Here is a 17,429-nt window from a genome sequence, read left to right on the forward strand (position 1 = left end):
GGCGGAGGCCACGCCAGGCGCTCGGCGGCGCGTCTTCCGCGATCCACCCGCGCCTCCCGGCGCCCAGCGTCAGCGCCAGAGCGGGCGGGCAACCTCAGGCACCAGGAAGGGCCAGGGTATCGCGGCGAGGATCAGCAGCAGCGCGGCGACCAACGTGATCAAGGTGCGCTGCTGCTGCCGCCCCGGTTGGTCGACGGCGACACGGCGAGCCAGGCGCTGGCCGACGTGCAGCACGATGACCGCCGTGAGCATCAAGGTCAGGTGCTCGACGGCCCAGAAGCGCAGCGCGCGGCTCCGCATCGCCGCAGCGAAGTGGGCGAAGGCGGCCCGCGTCAGAGGGCTGACACCAGCGAAGAGCACGAGCCCGGTCAGCAGCTGGAGATCGACCGCGATGGTCGCCGCCAGCCCGAGCGTTCGATCGAGCCGGCCGAAGGGACGCCGCCCCAAGCCGGCGGCGAGCGCCCGACCGATGGCCGCGAGCAGGGTCAGCAGGACCACCCAGCGCCAATAGGAATGCACGCCGAGCAGATGCGTATATAGAGTGCTCTCTGCGCCCACGTTCTTGCCCCCTCCAGCGGCGGCCGCGCCGCAACCGCCCGCTCATAACACTTCTCGTCTAGCCGCGGCTAGCGATCGCGCGACGCAGCGAGATGGCCGCGGCCGCGCCGCCTTGCTCCCTTTTTGCACCTCGCCTGGCCTCGGCTAGTTCTCCGCGAGGCGCGCGCGCGCCCGTTCGACGTCCTCGAGGAAGGGCGGGTGACTCGCGAGCAGGGCACGGTACTGCAGCTTGGCGGCACCGGCCGCCCCCGCCGCCCAAAGCGCGTCGCCGGCCAAGATCTGCGCCTGGGGCAGCGCTGGTGCGATCTGCTCGACGCGCTCGGCCATCGCCGCCGCCGCTGCCCAAGCCCCGGCCCGCGCCAGCTCACGGGCGCGCACGAGCTCCTCGCGGGCCAGCCGCCACCGCAAGAGCTCGGCGCCACCGAGCGTGGCGTCGGCGGGCAACGCCTGCGCGAGTTGGCCCGCCTGCACGGGCAGACCGAAGATCGGCTTGAGGTCGATCGCCGCAAAGGGCCCGGACAGCAGCGGTCCTCCCGTAGTCCAGAACACCAGCTCGCGCAGATCCACCACGCCAGCGGCGCTGAAGCCGAGCGCGTCGAGGGCCTGCGGATGCCCTGGGGCCAGCGGCGCGCCACCAGGCCCCGCTCGGTCGCGCAGCAGGCGGAGCGCAAAGCCCGCATCGAAGCGCCCCGCACCGCGCCGCAGCAGCTCAGCCACGCGCCTGCCGCGGGCCTCGCTCGTCGAATAACGACGGACCCGGTCATTGCTCGCATCGGCCTCGAAGCGTTCGTCCTGCAGATGGTTGACCATGGCGATCAGCTGGCGAGCATCCGTCCGCAGCACGACCCGGTCGGGGGACCATTCGAGGATCGCAACCTCATTCGTCTTGCCGTCGGCGACCAGCAACGAGCCCGCGCCCATCCGTGGGGTGCGCTGCACCAGCTTCAGCGCCTCACCCAGGCTGCCCGCGCGTTCCAGCAGCTCGCGCACCAGCGGCAAGAGGGGAATCCCCGACTGCAGCCCGCCATCCGTCCGCGCGGGGCAGCCAGCGATCAGCAGCCGGCGGGCGTTGACGCCCATCGGGACCCCGGTGGCACCGGCCCAACCGAGCGCCACGAAGGGCAGGCCCGCCCGGGGCCGCACGACCAGCACGACCCGACGCTGAGCCGCGCGACCGACGCCCGGGTCGATCGAGTAGCCGACCACCACGCGCCCGTCCACGCTGCCGCCGCGCCAGCCCGCAGCCGCGAGGCAACGCCAGGCCTCGGCGCCCGACGGCTCGCGTCGCAGCGCCAGCTCGGGAAGCGCATGATAGGAGACGAGGCGCTGAAAGGGCGTGGCGGGGAGAGGCTCCGTTTCGACGATCTGCGCCGAGAGCGCGGCCATTTCGAGCAACTGCGCCGCGGGTACCGCATGCGCGAGCCCGCGAAGCTGCCAGCGCAAGCGCTGATCGCCCCACCAGCGGGCAAGCGCGCCACGCCCCGCCTCGTGCCGGTCACGCGCGAGCTCGCGATCGAGCGCCCCCAGCCACGGCGCCACGAGCTGCCCGTGGGCCCGCCCGAGCGCCTGCGGATCGCCGGCGAGATGAAGCTGCCAAACACCGTCTCGCTGCTCGGCCCAGCCCTGACCGACGAGCAAGCGTACACCGCTCGGCGTGAGCTCGCTGCGCAGGCGACCGACCTCCGCCTGCGCGCGCTCGTCCTCGGGCGCGGGGAACTCGGTCCAGCGGCGCAGCGCCGTCAGCACCAGGACGATTGCCACCACGACGAGCAGCGCCGCGCGCAGCAGGCGACGCCACAGCAGCTTGCGCCGTTCACGTGGGCTACGACTGTTTCCGCGAAGGGCCATGCGCGCCGCTAGCCGGCTCGGTAGGGGCGCGGCGTCACAGGAGCTCGAAGCGGAAGAGCTGATCGCCGAGCCGCAGCTGATCACCGCTGCGCAGCGCAGCCTCACCGCGCAAGCGCAGGTAGGTGCCGTTGGAGCTGCCCAGGTCATGCAGCTCCGCGCGCTGGCCGTCGAAGGCGATCGCCACATGGCGGCGCGACATGAACTCGTCGTCAGGGAAACAAATGTCCGGCCCCTCGCGCCCGATCGCCACCCGCGGTCGGTGGAGGTAGTGGCAATCGCGATAGACCCCGGCGACGGAGAGCTGACGCAAGCGCGCCCAGGGGTGATTGATCGGCGAGCCAAAGAGCAGCACGCCATCCTGCAGCGCGGGTCCGAGATTGCGCTCGCTCTCCGCGACGCGGTCGAAGCGAAAGACCTGCCGCCCGACCAAGATGCGATCCCCATCCTGTAGCGTCTCTGGCTCCCTCACGCGCAGATAGATGCCATTACCTGCCGGCTGCAGGCATTGCACCAACCAGGCGCCCCCGCGCGACAGGAAGCGCCCGTGACGCTCCGCGAGATAGGGATCGTCAGGGAAGCTCATCCGTCCTGCAGTGCGCCCAATGTCGAAGGAGACCTCGTCGATCTCGTAGGCTGCTCCATCGCTGCCGTCGCGTCGCACGGTGACCAGGCGCGCAGCCACCGCTGGGCGCAGTCCCGGCTGCGGGTAATCACCCGTTCCCGAGACGGCAGCGACGGCGCCCACGGCCTGCGTCGGCGGCAGCGCGCTCGAGACGCCCGGCGACGCCACGTCGCGCGCCAGCTCTATTGCCGAGGCGCTTGGCCGGGCAGCGCTGGCGAGCGACCGCTCGGCCTCGCCCGACTGCTTGGCCGCTTCGACTGCCGCTTCGACTGCCGCCTCACCTGCCGCTTCACCCGCCGCGGCCTTGAGCGGTGCCAGCGGGACCGCCTCGACGTCGCGCTCCGTGCGCTGCGACGCTTCGAACTCGCTGACGGCCGGCCCGCGAACGAGGGGCGGCGAGGCCGCGGGCGCGGGCGCATCGGCGTCGCCGCTGCGGCTGCTGGCGGCGGAAAAGGCCGCGACCTGGGCAGGCGCCGCGGCAGCCGGAAGGCCCGTGCCGCATTGCGTGCAGAAGCGCATCGTTGGCGCGTTGAGCGCGCCGCACTGCCCACAGCGGCGATCGATCGCCGTATCGTCCAGCGCCTCGCCGGCCAGGGCCGCGGAGGCGCCCGCCGCCTGGTCGGCGGCGGAGCCCGATTGCCCGAGCGCCCGGCCGCAGGCCCGACAGAAGCGGAAGTCGGACCGATTCTCAACCCCACAGCTCGGACAACCTCGCATCCCGTTTTCCTCTCTTGCCGTGCCAGCGCAACTGGGCTATAGGAGTGACGCCAATTAGCTGAAAGAAAGTAGCAATTTGGCATCTCCACGTCAACGCAACCAAGCAACGCATGAGGCGCGGCGCCGAACTGGCCGCGACGGGTCTGGCAGCGACTGGACTGCCGCAGTCGCACGCCCCAGGCAAGCCACGCCGCGCTGCTGCCCGCGGCGGGCGTTCCTCGCCTGCGCTTTTGCCGTTTTCGCGCTCTGCTTTGGCGCCTGCGGCCCCATCGTCGGAGCCGCGGCCTTCCGCTCGCGTCCCGATGCCGCCCAGCGGGGTCGGCCGCTCGGCCCTTTCCAGGGCCGCGTCGTCGATGCGGAGACCGGCCGCCCGATCGAGCGCGCGAGGGTGCTTTGCAGCTGGAGTTTTGTGCGCGGCCTCGGCGCGGTGGCACCCGAGGCTAACCGGGCGTTCAAGGGCGAAACCGACCTCGATGGCGTCTACCGCATCCCTGAGCTCAAGGACCTCCCAGGTGGCCTGAGCACCCGCCTGGCGCGGACCACACTGCTGATCTACCACCCCAACTATGTGGCCTACCGCTCGGACTTCGCCTTCGCGCCACGGCTGCACCGCCGCGATTTCGCTCAACGTGGCAACGTGGTGCGACTCTCGCACTTTGGCAGCGAGCTTTCACACGCCCGTCACCTGCTCTTCTTGGGGGGCGACGCAGGGATCCGCGGAGCCACCCCGCGCGAGCGGAGCCGCGCCGCGATGGAGCTCGATCAACCCGCCCTCAGCGCGACGACCCGCTCAGACGAGGTCGCCGCAACCGGGACGGAGGCCGCGCCCGAGGCGGCCGCGCCTGCCTGGGCCGAGCTGTTGCTGGCGACCGAGGACGTGCAGGCCGTGACCGGCTACCACGGCGCCTTCACGCGGCAACGCTTGGCGGAGGCCGGCGACGCCACCGACACGCTGCACCTGCAGGCCGAAGGTCAGGGTGAGCGCCACGACGTCGCGCTGCGCCTCTGGCGTCGATCGCCAGAGGATTTGGTGGCTAAGCTCGAGGGCCTGCGCGAGGAGTTGCCAGGGAGTCGCCCCCTCTCAGGGTTGGCCGACCGCGCCCTGGTGGTCGCCCAGGAGGACATTCGCGGCGTCGCCTTTCTCGACGCCGAACACGCGGCGCTCGTGCTCTTGACCTGCGGCCGCGCGCAATGCCGAAGCGAGGCGCAGGCCGTGAGCTTGGCCCGCCGCGCGGCTGCGCGCCTCTCGCGGCTGCCGCGCTGGGACGCGACGCCGCCGGCAGCCTCCGACGCGACGCCGGCGGTGGAGCCATGACCACCCGCACCACCCTCGCCCCGCGGCCCCAGGGCCGCGCGCGCGGGAACGCGCTGGCGGCACGGCATGCTTTGGCCCGCGCCCTCGCCCCCTTGCTGCTGCTCGCGCTGATGGGTCCCGCCGCGGCCTTTGACGGGCCGACGACGCACGCTGGGCTGACCGGCGAGGCGGTGCTGCGGAGCGGGGTCCATCAGCTTCTCCGGACGCTCGGCCAGCCGCAGGGGCTCTTTGCGTCACTGGGCCTCGGCCCGGTCGCGCTGGCCGCTTCGGCTGGCGAGCTGCAGCGTCTGCGCGTTGATCTATCCCGCCTCGACGCCGCCGAAGGCTACCGTCCGGGCGACGATGGCGTGCAAACCGCGCTCGGCTGGATCACCGCGGGCAGCGTGCTGGCGGGGCTTCCGGCGCAGCTCGAGCGCCATCACTTTCTCGACCCGGTGACGCAGCGTGGGCTCGACCAAGGGCAATGGGGCACGAGTGCCGCCGCGGCAACGCTGGCGACGATCGAGGGCGGCGAGCAGCTTCGCGCGCTGCTTGCCGGCGTCGGCTTCGACCTGAGCGGCATGGCGGCGCCGGCCTGGCTGCGGGCCGCAGACAACCGCTTCTCGGTCGATGCGCTCTTCTTCCACCTCGAGGGCGCGACGCGCGCACGCGCTAGGCCGGCGCGCGAACAGCATCTGGTGCTCGCGCTGCTCGCGCTGGGAGGCGTCCTGCACCTCCTGCAGGACATGGGCTCACCGGCGCACGTGCGCAACGACTTCGCCCCGGGCATGCTCGACCGGCTCGGCGGAAGCGTCTTCGACCGCGGCTCGGCCTTTGAGCGCTTCGTCGCACGCCGCTATGGGCGCGTTGGATTGCAAGCGCAGGCCGACCGCGCCGCCCGCCAGCCGACGATCACCCGCCCAAACCTCCGCGCGTTCTTCAGCGCGGCAGACTGGCAAGGCCTGGCGGACCTGACCCACGCGCGCTTCTTCTCGCCCGGCACGCTGCCTCGATCGCTGCCGATCGGTTTACACGCCAGCGCCGCGACCGTCCATCGAGCGCTTTCGCGCGACCTGCGTTACGCGGCGCCGGCGCTGGCGCCGATCGACCTTGGCTGCGCGCGTGCGCGGGTGTGCTACGCCCGGGGTCCCGAGGGCGCGCAGCTCGCCTATCGCGTCGATGCTCACGATCGACTGCAGTTCTGGCTCGACGATCGCTGTCACGCCGCGACCGCCCGCGACACGCTGCAACGCGTGCTGCGCTACACGCTCGGGCTGCTGGCCCATTTGCTGCGCGGCGCGCTCGCGCTCGAGCCGCTGACCTCGGGCGGGGTGGCCGTCCGTCACCTCGGACCCGCGCTTGGTCGCGGCCAGCTGAGCTGGTGGGTCGAGGACCTGGAGGGCAACCGACGCCTGCTGACCGAACGAACCCTGGACCGCGATCAGCGCCAGAGCGGCGCGCTGGTCGACGACCTCTCCGCGCAGCAGGTTAGCGCGCTCAGCGCCGACCCGCGCGCGCGGCGCCTGCTCGCGCAGCTCAGTGGCCGCGACCGGCAGGGCGATCCGCTGCTGGCGGTCGCCAGCATGCCGCTCCGTCCCGGACGTTAGGAGCGCCCCATCGACCCGCACCACCGAACGCGCGCCGGCTCTTGCCCCTCCAGGGTCGAGCGTGCGCCGCGGCGCTGCTCCGCGAGGCGCGGCACCCTCACCAAGCGGCCCGGCCGCCGCCCAGCCTTTGGCGCCAGCGCGCAAGCGAGCGGCTGCCTCGTGGCCGCGCTGATGCTGGGACTGCTGCTCCTGCCGAGCACTCCGGCGCGCGCGCAGCCCGCGTCGGATGCCCCGCGCGGCTTCACGGCTGAGGAGCTGCTTCGGCTTCAGTCGCAGGGAGCCGACGCCGACGCCGCGTTGGTGGCGCGCTACCGTCGGGCGATCTTCCAGCGCAACCTCCGCTTCACGGCGAGCCAAGATCGCGTGCTCCAGGACAGCACGCTGGCGGTGGCGGGGGCCACGACGGAGCTCGGCTGGCTCAGCGCCGAGCTCCTCACCCGCCTTGGGGTGGGCGCGCTGCGCTTGAGCGAACTCGGCCAGACCGAGGTTGAGCGCGAGCTTGGGCAGACCGCCCCGGCGCGCGGATCGATCGAGGCGCTCGTTGCCTACCTGCGGCAGCTCAACCCCTCGCTGCAGCTCGAGGTCACGGAGGGCGCTGGCCCACGCGAACTCGCCGAGCTCGCGCGGGGCGCCGCGCTGGTCCTCGATGTGCTGCCCAACGCTGCGCCAGATAGTCGCTGGGCCTTACACCATGCGGCGCGGCTCAGGCATGTGCCCGTGATCCAGGCGCTGACGCTGGGCGACGGCGCGCGCCTCGCGCGCTTCGAGCCGGGCGGGCCGACCCACAGCGAGGTGATGGGGCTAAGCGAGGGCGAGGATCACGCGTCGCAGGTCGCGCGCACGGCAGCCGGAGCCCAGCCGGCCGCCCGCGCGCAGCTCCTCGCCACCCCGAGAGCGCGAGCGACGATCGCCGAGGCCGCCCTCCGACCCTCGGCGTTTTCCGCGATCGGCATGGCGGCCGCGCTGCTGACCGATGCGACGATGGCGCGCGTGCTCGGGCTCCCCGGCCTGCCGCCTGCACCGCAGCTGACCTTTCTCGATCCCTCCACGGGCAGCTTCCACACGGGCGCCACGTTGGCCCCGACACTTTGGATGAAGAGCGGCACGCTCACGCAGGCTCCGGCCGAGGCCTGGTCGCGCCTCGCCGACAAGGGCATCGGCATCTTCGGCGCTGGCGCGGTCGGCGGCTGGGTCGCGTGGATCCTCGCCCGCACCACCGCCCAGCTCGCTCCCCAGGTGGCCTATCGTCTGCGACTCGTCGACGGCGATAGCTATGATTGGCCCAACATCCAACGCCAGCTCGGCGCCGAGCTCAGGACCATCGGTCAGGCCAAGGTCGAGGTGCTCGCCTCGCTGCTCGCCGCCCTCGGGGCCGGAGCGCCCACCGTGGAGGCGCGCAAGCAGATGCTCGGGGCCGACGACGCCGATGCGCTGCTGGCGGGTCTCGACGCTGTCATTCCTGCCGTCGATATCTTTGCCGAGCCGGCGCGCCAGGCACTCTGCGACGCGGCGGGCCGCGCCGGGCTGCCCTTCCTCGACCGCGGGCCCTTCGGCCGCGGGAGCGCCGGGGGCCTCTTCCTGCCGCGCGATGGCCTCTGGAGCGCGCTGACGGGCAGCGATCCTGCTCACATGAACGCAACCGAAATGCTGGCTCGCCACATGCTTGTCGTAGCGGGCGGCCTCGGCACGCATCTTCACTACATGCGCACGCCGACGATCAAGCCCCAGGTCGACCTCGCGAAGGGCCGCGCGCCCTCGCTAGCCAGCGCCTGTGTGCTCACGGCCGCGTTGACGAGTCACCAGACCCTGGCGCACCTCCTTGGCCTGCCCACGCCCTCGACCTTGACGCAGGTCGATCCCTTTCACTCGGGCAAGAGCCGCGCCTATCCGATTCGCGGCAACGCGTCGCTTTGGCGCCGTGCCCTGCTCGCCGTCGTGATCAGGGCCGCGCTAGCGGTCCATTGCCCCAACAGGGGCCCCAACAGGGGCCAAACGCCGCGCCGCCTCGTGACGCCCTCCGAGGCGAGGTCGGCGCGGGCGCCGCGAACTGGCGGCGGCGCGGCCGCTAGCGCTCCTTGAGCAACGCCTGCGCCTGATCGCAGAGGCTCTTCGCGGCGCCGCAGAGCTCCTTCGCGCGGAGCAGCTTGGCGCGCGCCTCGGACGGCTTCCCGGTCGCCTTCAACGCCTGGCCTTCGCGCAGCGCCTGCTCGGCGAGCTGCTCGATCTGCAACAGCCCACTGAGCAGCTCGGCGTTCGTCGGATCGACGCGCTTGCCGCGCTGCCAGAGCTCGAGCGCGGCCGCGTAGCGCCCGACCGCCCACTCCTCCTCGCCGAGGGCGCGATACAAGCCGCCGAGGGCCTGGGTGACCTCGCGACGGTAGAGGCTCGAGACCGCTTCGGGCAGCAGCTCACGATCGGTCGCGAGCAGCTCGCTCCACGCGGCGTCTGCAGCCTCCGCGTCGCGCTGGCGCAGGGCGGCGAAGCCCGCGCTGTGGCGCGCGCGGATCAATAGCAGGCGGCGTTGGGCGTCGGTGAAGGGGCTGGTCGTGGCGCCCGCCCTCTCGGCGGCGCGCCGCGCGCGCGCCAGCTCGCCGAACGCTTGGTCGACCCCGCCCTTGACGTAGGCCAGCAGCGCCGCACGCAGCCCTGCGTCAGCGTAGCGGCCGGCCAGCGCGGCGGCGACCTCGGCCTCGTTGAACTCCTGGGTCTGGGCCTTGACATAGCGGGGCGCGGGGCAGCGCACGAAGTCCTTCGCCGCGCCATGGCGCCGCTCGAGCTCGTTCATTCGCCGGCGCAGCCCCGATTCGCCGACGATCAGCGCATCGACCGGCACCGCCAGCCAGGCGCGGCAGAGCAGCTCGTAGCACTCACGGTCGGCGCCCTGACGGCACCGCGCCAGGCCCTCGTCGCGATAGTCAGCGGCCAGGCGCTCATCGATCGCCCGCGTCTGGGCACGTGCCTCGCGCGCGTAGGGCGACTGCGCAGGCACACGACGCAGCGCCGTCTTCGCTGCGAGCAAGGCCTCACGCCCGCCGCGTGCGATCAGCCGCAGCGCTGCCTCGTAGCTCCGGCCGTGCTCGCGCTCCTCGGCGGCGTGCTCGCGCAGTCGCTTCGCCTCGGCGTTGAGCGGATCGCGCTCGAGCACGCGGTCGAGCCGCGCCAGCGCGCCATCCCAATCCTGGGCCGCCAAGCGCAAACGCGCCTCCTCGAAGACCTGTCGCGTTGTTTGCGCCTGCGCGCGCAGACGATCCTCGGGGGTCTCGACCACGGGCGACGCATGCCGCGCGCGAACCGCGTAGCCCGCTACCAGCGCGGCGACGACGACGGCGAGCGCGGCGGCGCCGCTCGCGCCCAGGCGCCACGAGCTCCGGCGCCGCGTCGTCCCTCGCTCGGCATCGCGACCGGCGGCGACGAGCCGAAAGGAGAGCTCACCGAAACGCAGCACGCTGCCGACCAGCGCCGTCGCCCGCTTGACTCGCTGACCGCCGACGAAGGTACCGTTGGCGCTGCGCAGGTCCAGGATCTCGAGCTGCTCGCCAGCGACGCCCGGTCGGAGCTGAGCGTGGCGGCGACTGATCGACGGGTGCTCGAGCGCCAGGTCGCTCCCGGCGTAGCGCCCGACGGTCAGCACGCGCTTGTCGAGCGCAAGGCGCATGCCGTCGTAGGGGCCACCGCGACCGACCAGCGCCAGCGGCGCGGGCGACGCAGCCGCCGCCACCGGCGCGCGTGCGCGCGCAGCCGCCGCGGAGCCCTCGAGCACGGTCTCGAGTTCCCAGCCGCCAGCAGGGCTATCCTCGGGGCCCGCATCCTCCTCGTCCGCGGGCGCCGGATTCGGTAGCGCGCGAGGCGCAGCCGGCGCGGCGCGCGCGGCGCGTCCCCCGCGCGGGCCCGATCCGCGCGACGCGGCCGGGCCCGGCTCGCGCTCCTCAGGTACCAAGCGGAGCTGATAGGAAGAGATGCCGACGACGCTCGCGCCACTGAGCGCAGTCGGCTCCGTGATCCGCCGGCCATCGACCCGCACGCCGTTGGCGGCGCCCTCGTCGCGTACGACGACCGTCGCGCCGCTGAGGTAGACGGAGGCGTGGACACGCGAGACGCCCTGGCCGGGCAACACCAGCGCGCACTCCGCGGCGCGCCCGATCAGGCGCTCGCCGTGGACGACCTCGAGCGTGCCCACCCGCTGACCGCTGCTGTCCGTCGCCGCGATGCTCGGCACGATCAAACCAAGGTGGCGCTGCGCCGACGCGTGGCGCTAGGCCTGAAAGACACCCATGTCGAGCTGTACGCCACGGCGCTGCAGCTCCTCGTAGAAGCGCGGAACGAAGCCAGAGGGCACGAAGCGACCAAGTACCCGGCCGCGCGCATCGAAGCCCTCCTGCTTGAAGACGAAGATGTCCTGCAGCGTGATCACGTCACCTTCCATGCCGCAAACCTCGGTGATGTGCGTGATCTTGCGCGTACCGTCAGGGAAGCGCGACTGATGAACGATCAAATCGATCGCCGCCGCGATCTGCTCGCGGATGGCGCGAATCGGCAGATCCATGCCGGCCATCAGCACCATCGTCTCCAGGCGCGAGAGGGTGTCGCGCGGTCCATTGGAGTGCGCCGTCGTCAGTGAGCCGTCGTGACCGGTGTTCATCGCCTGCAGCATGTCGAGCGCCTCGCCGCCGCGACACTCGCCGACGATGATGCGATCGGGTCGCATGCGCAGCGAATTGCGCACGAGATCGCGAATCGTGATCGCCCCGCGACCCTCGATGTTCTGCGGCCGGCTCTCGAGCTGAATCCAATGCTCGTGCTTGAGCTGAAGCTCCGCCGCATCCTCGATCGTCAGGATGCGCTCGCTCTCGGGGATCGCGTTGCTGACCACGTTCAGCGTAGTCGTCTTGCCCGAGCCCGTTCCGCCGCTGATCACGATGTTCTTGCGCGCGCCGACGCAGGTGCCGAGGAAGTCGATCATCTGCGGCGTCAGCGTCTCCGTCCGCACCAGGTCTTCGGCCCCGAGCACATCGCGCCGGAACTTGCGAATCGTCAGCGTCGGCCCCTTGAGCGAGAGCGGCGGGATGATCGCGTTGACGCGGCTACCGTCCTTGAGGCGAGCATCGACCAGCGGCGACGACTCGTCGATCCGGCGCCCCAAGGGGGCGATGATGCGCTCGATCACGGCGAGCACCGCCTTGTCGTTCGAGAACCCGCACTCCGTCAGCGTCAGCCGCCCGCTACGCTCGACGAAGACCTGATCGGCGCGATTGACCATGATCTCGTCGACAGTCGCGTCGGCCAGCAGATCCTCGAGTGGGCCCAGGCCCAAGGCCTCGTTCAGCACATCCTTGATCAACGCATCCTGGTCGACGAAGCTCGGGATCTGCCCCTGGTTGTCCAGCGCCTCGACGACATCGGCGATCGCGCGCTCGGTCTTGGCCCACAACTCCTCGCTGGCCAGCTCCTCGAGCTCCATCCGCCGCAGGTCGAGATGACTGATCAGGCGCTCGTGAATCTCCTGCTGCAGCTCGAAGATCTTCGCCCGCCGTGGATCGCCGGCCGCCGGCACGGGACGCGCTGCACGCTCGGGAGCGGCCACCTCTCGCGGGCGGACCTCGGCCATCCGCGGCACGGGCTGCGACCCGCGCTCGGCCGCATGCGGGGCAGCCCAGGGCGGCGGCGTGGCGACTGGTTCCAGCATCGACGACGCGGGCGCCGGTGCGCCATGCGCATCCTGCAGCGCTGGGGCGCTGCCCTGCGCGCCGTAGAAGGGTGGCGGTAGCTGGTGCGCCGGCGAAGACGCGGGGGGCGCGGCGTGCGACGCCTCCTGCGCTAAGTCGAGCGAGGGCTCGCCCGGAAACTCCTGCGAGGCGTCCGCGGCCGCCGACGCGAACGAACGCACCGCCTCGTGCTCAGCGGCCGTCGGCGCTCCGATCTCTGCCGCCGTCGCGCGCGGCTGGCGCTTGGGCGGCGGCGGCGGCGGTGAACGACGCCCGCCATCGGCGGCGATCGCGGGATCCGACGCGCTCAGCGCCGAATCGCTGCCGTCCTCCAGGTACATGATGAAGTCGCCGATGTAGACCTTGTCGTGGCTCTTGATCACCTGCGGGCTGCTGATCTTGCGGCCATTGACATAGGTGCCGTTGGTGCTCCGCAGGTCAACGATGATGAACTTCCCGTCCTTGTAGACGATCCGCGAGTGACGCTTGGAGACGTTCCCCTTGGGCAAGATGATGTCATTGCCCTGGACCCGCCCGATGTTGATCTCGTCCTTGTCGAACGCCAGGCGACGCTGCTCGCCGCCCTTTTCGGTGATCACGACAGTAAACATAGATGCTCCGCGCGGTGGCGGTCAGCTCAATCGAGGAGCTGCCACCCCACCTCGTCCTCATACTCGCCGTAGAGCTGCTGAATATCGCGGATCGTGTTGACGACCCACGGCTGATCGGGAGAAACGACCTTTGGCGTGACGAAGACGACCAAGGTCGTCTTCTCTTCGGCGAAGCCGCGTGACTTGAAGAGCTCGCCGAGGATCGGGATGTGTCCGAGCAGCGGCACCTTGCTGATGGCCTTTTGCTGCTCACTGCTGAACAAGCCGCTCAGGACTATCGACGAACCCGTGCGCACGGTGACGGCGGTCTTGAAGCGCCGCGTGCGGAATCCCGGCACATTCGCCACGCGCAACGCCTGGTCGGGCGCGCTCACCTCGGCGTGGAGTGCAAGCTGAATGTTTCCCAGGCTGTCCGAGGTCGGGGTGACATTGAGGCGGATCCCGAAGTCCTTGAAGGAAACACTGAAGGCACCGACCGTCTGCATCACGATCGGGATCTCTCCGCCGACGAGGAACTCGGCCGACTCGCCGGAGCCACAGACCAGCTTGGGTTGCGCCAAGAGGCGCGCTCGCCCGGAGTTGACCAGCATATTGAGCGCGACCGAGAGGGGCGGCAGCGGCGCGGAGAAGTTCAGCGACACATCGGCGGCGCCGCCGGGCTTGATCGGCACGGTGCCCTGAATCGTACCGATCGCGCCACCCGCGCTATCCGAGCCGATCGCGAGCCGGGAGGGCCACTCGACACCGAGCTCCTCGACCGACCGCCGCCGCATCTCGACGAATTGCACGTCGACGAGGATCTGCTTGTCGCCGCCGACGCGAACCAGGTTCTCGGCGTTGAGGCCATAGGCGCGCAGGATCGACTTCAGCTTCTCCATTTCGGCTGCCGATCCCACGGCACCCTCCAGAAAGAGCGTCCCCCCCACGAGGCGGGCCCGCACGTCCGTCAACCCGCTGCGTCGCAGGATCTGGTTCACCTGCTCGATCGCGGAGGGTCGAAACTGAACAAGATTAAGCACCTTGTCGCCGAAGAGCTGCACCGCGCGTTGTGCTCGCCCGTAGTCGTCAGGGGTCAGCGCCGCGCCGCTCAGCACCACCGTCTCGCCGACCAGCCGCGGGTAGATGCCCTCGATACCCGTGCCGAGAAACTCCCGAATCTGCTTGAACAGGCGCCCGACCTCGACGCGGGTGACCGTCACGCTGAACTTCGAGGTCTCGCGCGCCGTGGTCACCAGCAGCTCGGTGGTGCCGCCGTCGATGCCGACGACCGTGACGCTCTCCCGCGAGTAGGTCGCGACGTCGGCGATCTCCGGATTGAGGACGTGCACCTTCGTGATCGTCCCGGAGACCTTGATGGTCGTCGACTGACCGACGTTGAGGCGTACGACGCGCGCGGCCGGTGCGCCGAACGCCAGACCACCGCCACTCGGCGCGAGGGCGAGCAGAAGCAGCAGGCAGCGCAGGAGATTGCGTTTCGCCATCAAAAACCAGAAGAAAAGGTACCGAGGTGCAGCGCGCAGGTCAAGCCGCCGCATGCATCCAGCTTCGCCCTCCGCGCGAGGCGGGGAGCGCAGCGCGCCACCCCGCCGGCGTGGCGGAGAATCCGTGGAGCCCGGCCCCGCGGCGCGCCATGCTCCTTGCGACCCGTCAAATCAGGCGCATCGCCGGCCAGTAGCGCGTCGCCACCGCATACGCCGTGCCCACGAAGACCGCGACCGCGTAGGGGATGCGGTGCAGCACGGTCGCTTCGGCGGCTGCCACCGGGTGCCTGGCCAGCAAACGACCCGTCAGCGTCCTGAGGTTGCCGAGCACCGCGCGCAGACGCCCGAGCGTCAGGGCCCAGACCAACCCCACCAGGCCGCCCGCCAGCGCCACATAGACCAGCGTCTGAAGCGCCAGTGGCCAGCGCAACCAGGCACCCACGGCGGCAAGGAGCTTGACGTCGCCCATTCCGAGGAGGCCGAGTGCACCCAGCGCGCCGAAGACAAAACCCAGCAGCAGCGCGCCCGCAAGCGCAGCCGCCAGCCCCTGGAGGGCACCCGCTGGACCGCCGAGCTGGAGCGCCCCGGCGCTCGCATTGAAGGCCAGCCCCAGCGCCAACCCGCCCAGGGTCAAGCCGTTGGGAATACGATAGCTTTTCAGGTCCGTGGCGACCGCGATGAGGCAGAGCACCAAGCAGGCGATGTCGGCGACGAGCAGCACGGCCGCGCGCTACTTCCCTTTGCCCGCGATGTTCTTAGTGAAATCCTTGAGTGTGCCAGTCTGGGTGTGTTTGGCCGAGGACTTCTGGGTCTGAACGGTGACGCTCTGCTCACCCGAGAGCACGTCGGAGGCTGCAGCGAAGAGTGCCTTGATGTTGTCACCGAAGAGCGTGATGGTCCCGATCGCGAAGATCGCAATGAGTGCGACAATGATGATGTATTCAGTCATGCCCTGCCCATTGTCGCAGCGGCGGATTCGATCCAGAAACCTGCGCATGCTCCAGCCTCCTCCCGTAACGCCTGGGTCCAGTATGGCCGATCGCTGAGGCTCCCGAACATCGGTCAACGAGCCGATGGGGCGCCGCCTCAGCCGAAGCCGCCGCGACGCCAGCCCTCGAGCCGTTCACAATCGCGTTCCCTGGCTGTGGGGCTGCGGCTAAGATGCCGCGATGTCGCTCGCGCCGCTCACTCGCCGCCGCTGGATCTTGATGAGCACCATCGTCGGCCTCAGCGCAGCACCGAGCCCGAGCGCCGCGAAGGCGGCGCCGCCCCCACCGACTCCCGTGACGATCCTCCGGGTCGATGACAGCACGCGCTGCGACCTTGGCCGAGCGGCGGGTGACGCGCTCGCTCGCGAGCTCGGCAAGCATGGCGCGGTGCAACTGTTGTCGGCCGCGCCGGTGCCACCCGCGGTCGACGACGCCACCAGCGCACGCCCGGCCCCGCCGCGACGGGCGCGCCGGCGATCCGCGCCGGTGAGGCCCCGAACACCCACCCAAGGACTGATGCTCCAGGTCACCGCCTGTCAGGAACGCCTCGGCGCCGGGCCAAATGGAAGGCCGCGCCACGTCGCCTTTGCCAAGATCGCCGTCTCGATCACCGTAACGCAGCTCCCGCGGCAGCAGCTCAGCATGACCACGGGGGCCGAGGCCGAGGTCGGCGTCGCGACGGCCACGACCGGGCGGCTGCCCGAACCGGAGCGGGTCGCACTGCGGCGGGACGCCCTCGATCAGGCGATTCAGCGCGCCGTCGCCGACTTCGCCGACAGCCTGAGACCCGCGGCGCCGCAGCGCGTCAGGCGCGCGCCCCGCGCCCGAGCCCCTCGCACGGGCGCGCGACCTGGGCCGCGGCAGCGGCGCCCCTGAGCCGAGGCGATGTCGCGCACCGCGCCACTGCTGGTGCTCGGCGTGCTGACGCTCGGCGCGCTCGGCCCCGGTGGCGCCAGAGCCGAGCCGCCGCGCCCGTCCTTCCTCCGCGGCGTCGCGCTCGGCCACACGGGCAACGCGAGCCGCGCGGTCCTGCGGCGGCGACTGGGCGAAATCAAAGCGCTCGGCGCGAGCCACGTCTCGCTGACCGTCGTCTGGTCGATGCGCGACGTGCGGCAGAACAGGCTCGCGCCGCGGCCAGGCCGGACCCCCAGCGACGCCGAGCTGCGCTGGTTGATGGCCCAGGCGCGAGCGCTCGGCCTCGAGCTGATGGTCTTCCCGATCGTCGAGGTCGAGCGGCGCAAACCGCTGGAGTGGCGCGGGACGCTGCGACCCGACGATTGGCGGCGCTGGTGGCTCTCGTATCGGCGCTTCATCCTGCACTATGCGCGGCTCTCGGCGCGCGGCCAAGCCGACGTCTACTGCGTCGGCTCGGAGCTCGTCAGCACGGAGGGCCAACGGGGACGCTGGGCCGAGCTGATCGCGGAGGTGCGCCAGGTCTTCCGCGGTGCCCTGCTCTACTCGGCGAACTGGGATCACTACGCGCCTGTCGGCCATTGGGACCTGGTCGATATGGTCGGCCTCACCGCCTATCATCAGCTCACCCCGCGTCGCGACGCCAGCGAGCAAGAGCTGCTGGCGAGCTGGGGGCGCCTGCGCGATGACCTCGTGGCCTGGGCGCGGCGCGAGCGACGGCGCATCGTATTTACCGAAGTCGGCTATCCCAGCATCGACGGCGGCGCGCGCTTCCCCTGGGACTATACCCAACCCGCAGTGGTGGACATCGAGGAGCAACGACGAGCGTTCAGCGCCTTCGTCGGCGCCTGGTCCAACGTGCCCGAGCTCGCCGGCGTGTTCGTCTGGGACTGGTACGGCGACGGAGGTCCAAACGACAGAGGCTACACACCCCGCGGCAAGCCAGCGCAGGGCGTGATCGAGGCGTGGTTTCAACGCGCCGCCCGCGCTGCGCCGCAGCAGCGGGCTCAGACCGCCGCAGCTGAGTCGCGTGCCCGGCCGCAGCGCCGTGGGACGTCGGGATCCGCGCCCTGACGGCGCCGCACACC

General features: G+C 71.2%; 13 protein-coding genes and 1 pseudogene. 5 read left to right on the forward strand and 9 right to left on the reverse strand.

The features are described 5' to 3' along the window. Positions 1-69: 69 nt before the first annotated feature. From IPL40_09305 to IPL40_09315, 3 genes are all read right to left on the reverse strand, one after another. Positions 70-558 carry a hypothetical protein gene (locus IPL40_09305; protein ID MBK8481355.1) on the reverse strand — a complete coding sequence of 163 codons (489 nt, stop codon included), beginning with the start codon at positions 556-558 and terminating at the stop codon, positions 70-72. A gap of 144 nt (positions 559-702) precedes the next feature. Continuing rightward, entirely contained in the window at positions 703-2,406 is a 1,704-nt protein-coding gene (locus IPL40_09310; GenBank protein MBK8481356.1) for a hypothetical protein, read from the reverse strand. Between the two features lie 34 nt (positions 2,407-2,440). Further along, positions 2,441-3,745: an FHA domain-containing protein gene (locus IPL40_09315; protein ID MBK8481357.1), complete on the reverse strand. Its 1,305-nt coding sequence runs from the start codon at positions 3,743-3,745 to the stop codon at positions 2,441-2,443. Positions 3,746-4,133: 388 nt separating this feature from the next. On the opposite strand from IPL40_09315, the gene IPL40_09320 reads away from it, so the two are divergent. The 3 genes from IPL40_09320 to IPL40_09330 all read left to right on the forward strand — a co-directional run bounded on the left by IPL40_09320 (position 4,134) and on the right by IPL40_09330 (position 8,725). Continuing rightward, a complete protein-coding gene (locus tag IPL40_09320) occupies positions 4,134-5,060 on the forward strand; it encodes a hypothetical protein (protein MBK8481358.1) in 927 nt (308 codons plus the stop codon). Then, a complete protein-coding gene (locus tag IPL40_09325) occupies positions 5,057-6,646 on the forward strand; it encodes a hypothetical protein (protein ID MBK8481359.1) in 1,590 nt (529 codons plus the stop codon). The genes IPL40_09320 and IPL40_09325 overlap by 4 nt, the downstream gene beginning before the upstream one ends. Positions 6,647-6,805: 159 nt before the next feature. Beyond that, positions 6,806-8,725, forward strand: a complete 1,920-nt coding sequence (locus IPL40_09330; GenBank protein ID MBK8481360.1) for a ThiF family adenylyltransferase — start codon at positions 6,806-6,808, stop codon at positions 8,723-8,725. Here IPL40_09330 and IPL40_09335 read toward each other — a convergent pair. The 6 genes and pseudogenes from IPL40_09335 to IPL40_09360 all read right to left on the reverse strand — a co-directional run bounded on the left by IPL40_09335 (position 8,712) and on the right by IPL40_09360 (position 15,437). Continuing rightward, positions 8,712-10,862, reverse strand: a complete 2,151-nt coding sequence (locus IPL40_09335; GenBank protein ID MBK8481361.1) for an FHA domain-containing protein — start codon at positions 10,860-10,862, stop codon at positions 8,712-8,714. The genes IPL40_09330 and IPL40_09335 overlap by 14 nt on opposite strands. Before the next feature lie 36 nt (positions 10,863-10,898). Continuing rightward, the gene (gene tadA / locus IPL40_09340) at positions 10,899-12,689 is read right to left on the reverse strand and encodes a Flp pilus assembly complex ATPase component TadA (GenBank protein ID MBK8481362.1); all 1,791 of its coding nucleotides are present in this window, start codon (positions 12,687-12,689) and stop codon (positions 10,899-10,901) included. Then, positions 12,678-12,959 (reverse strand): annotated as a pseudogene (locus tag IPL40_09345) (FHA domain-containing protein). The gene tadA and the pseudogene IPL40_09345 overlap by 12 nt, the downstream one beginning before the upstream one ends. Positions 12,960-12,985: 26 nt before the next feature. Next, a complete protein-coding gene (locus tag IPL40_09350) occupies positions 12,986-14,440 on the reverse strand; it encodes a pilus assembly protein N-terminal domain-containing protein (GenBank protein ID MBK8481363.1) in 1,455 nt (484 codons plus the stop codon). Positions 14,441-14,606: 166 nt separating this feature from the next. After that, on the reverse strand, positions 14,607-15,161 hold the full coding sequence (locus tag IPL40_09355) for a prepilin peptidase (GenBank protein MBK8481364.1): 555 nt from the start codon (positions 15,159-15,161) through the stop codon (positions 14,607-14,609). Between the two features lie 9 nt (positions 15,162-15,170). Further along, positions 15,171-15,437 (reverse strand): hypothetical protein, encoded by a 267-nt coding sequence (locus IPL40_09360; protein MBK8481365.1) that lies wholly within the window; start codon positions 15,435-15,437, stop codon positions 15,171-15,173. A gap of 172 nt (positions 15,438-15,609) precedes the next feature. Here IPL40_09360 and IPL40_09365 point away from each other — a divergent pair, with 172 nt between their 5' ends. Both IPL40_09365 and IPL40_09370 read left to right on the forward strand, forming a co-directional pair. Continuing rightward, complete coding sequence (locus IPL40_09365) at positions 15,610-16,305, forward strand: hypothetical protein (GenBank protein ID MBK8481366.1); 696 nt, start codon at positions 15,610-15,612, stop codon at positions 16,303-16,305. 9 nt (positions 16,306-16,314) lie between these two features. Then, complete coding sequence (locus tag IPL40_09370) at positions 16,315-17,415, forward strand: hypothetical protein (protein ID MBK8481367.1); 1,101 nt, start codon at positions 16,315-16,317, stop codon at positions 17,413-17,415. The last annotated feature ends 14 nt before the right edge of the window (positions 17,416-17,429 follow it).

Source organism: Pseudomonadota bacterium (assembly GCA_016711215.1).
Classification (GTDB): Bacteria; Myxococcota_A; Polyangia.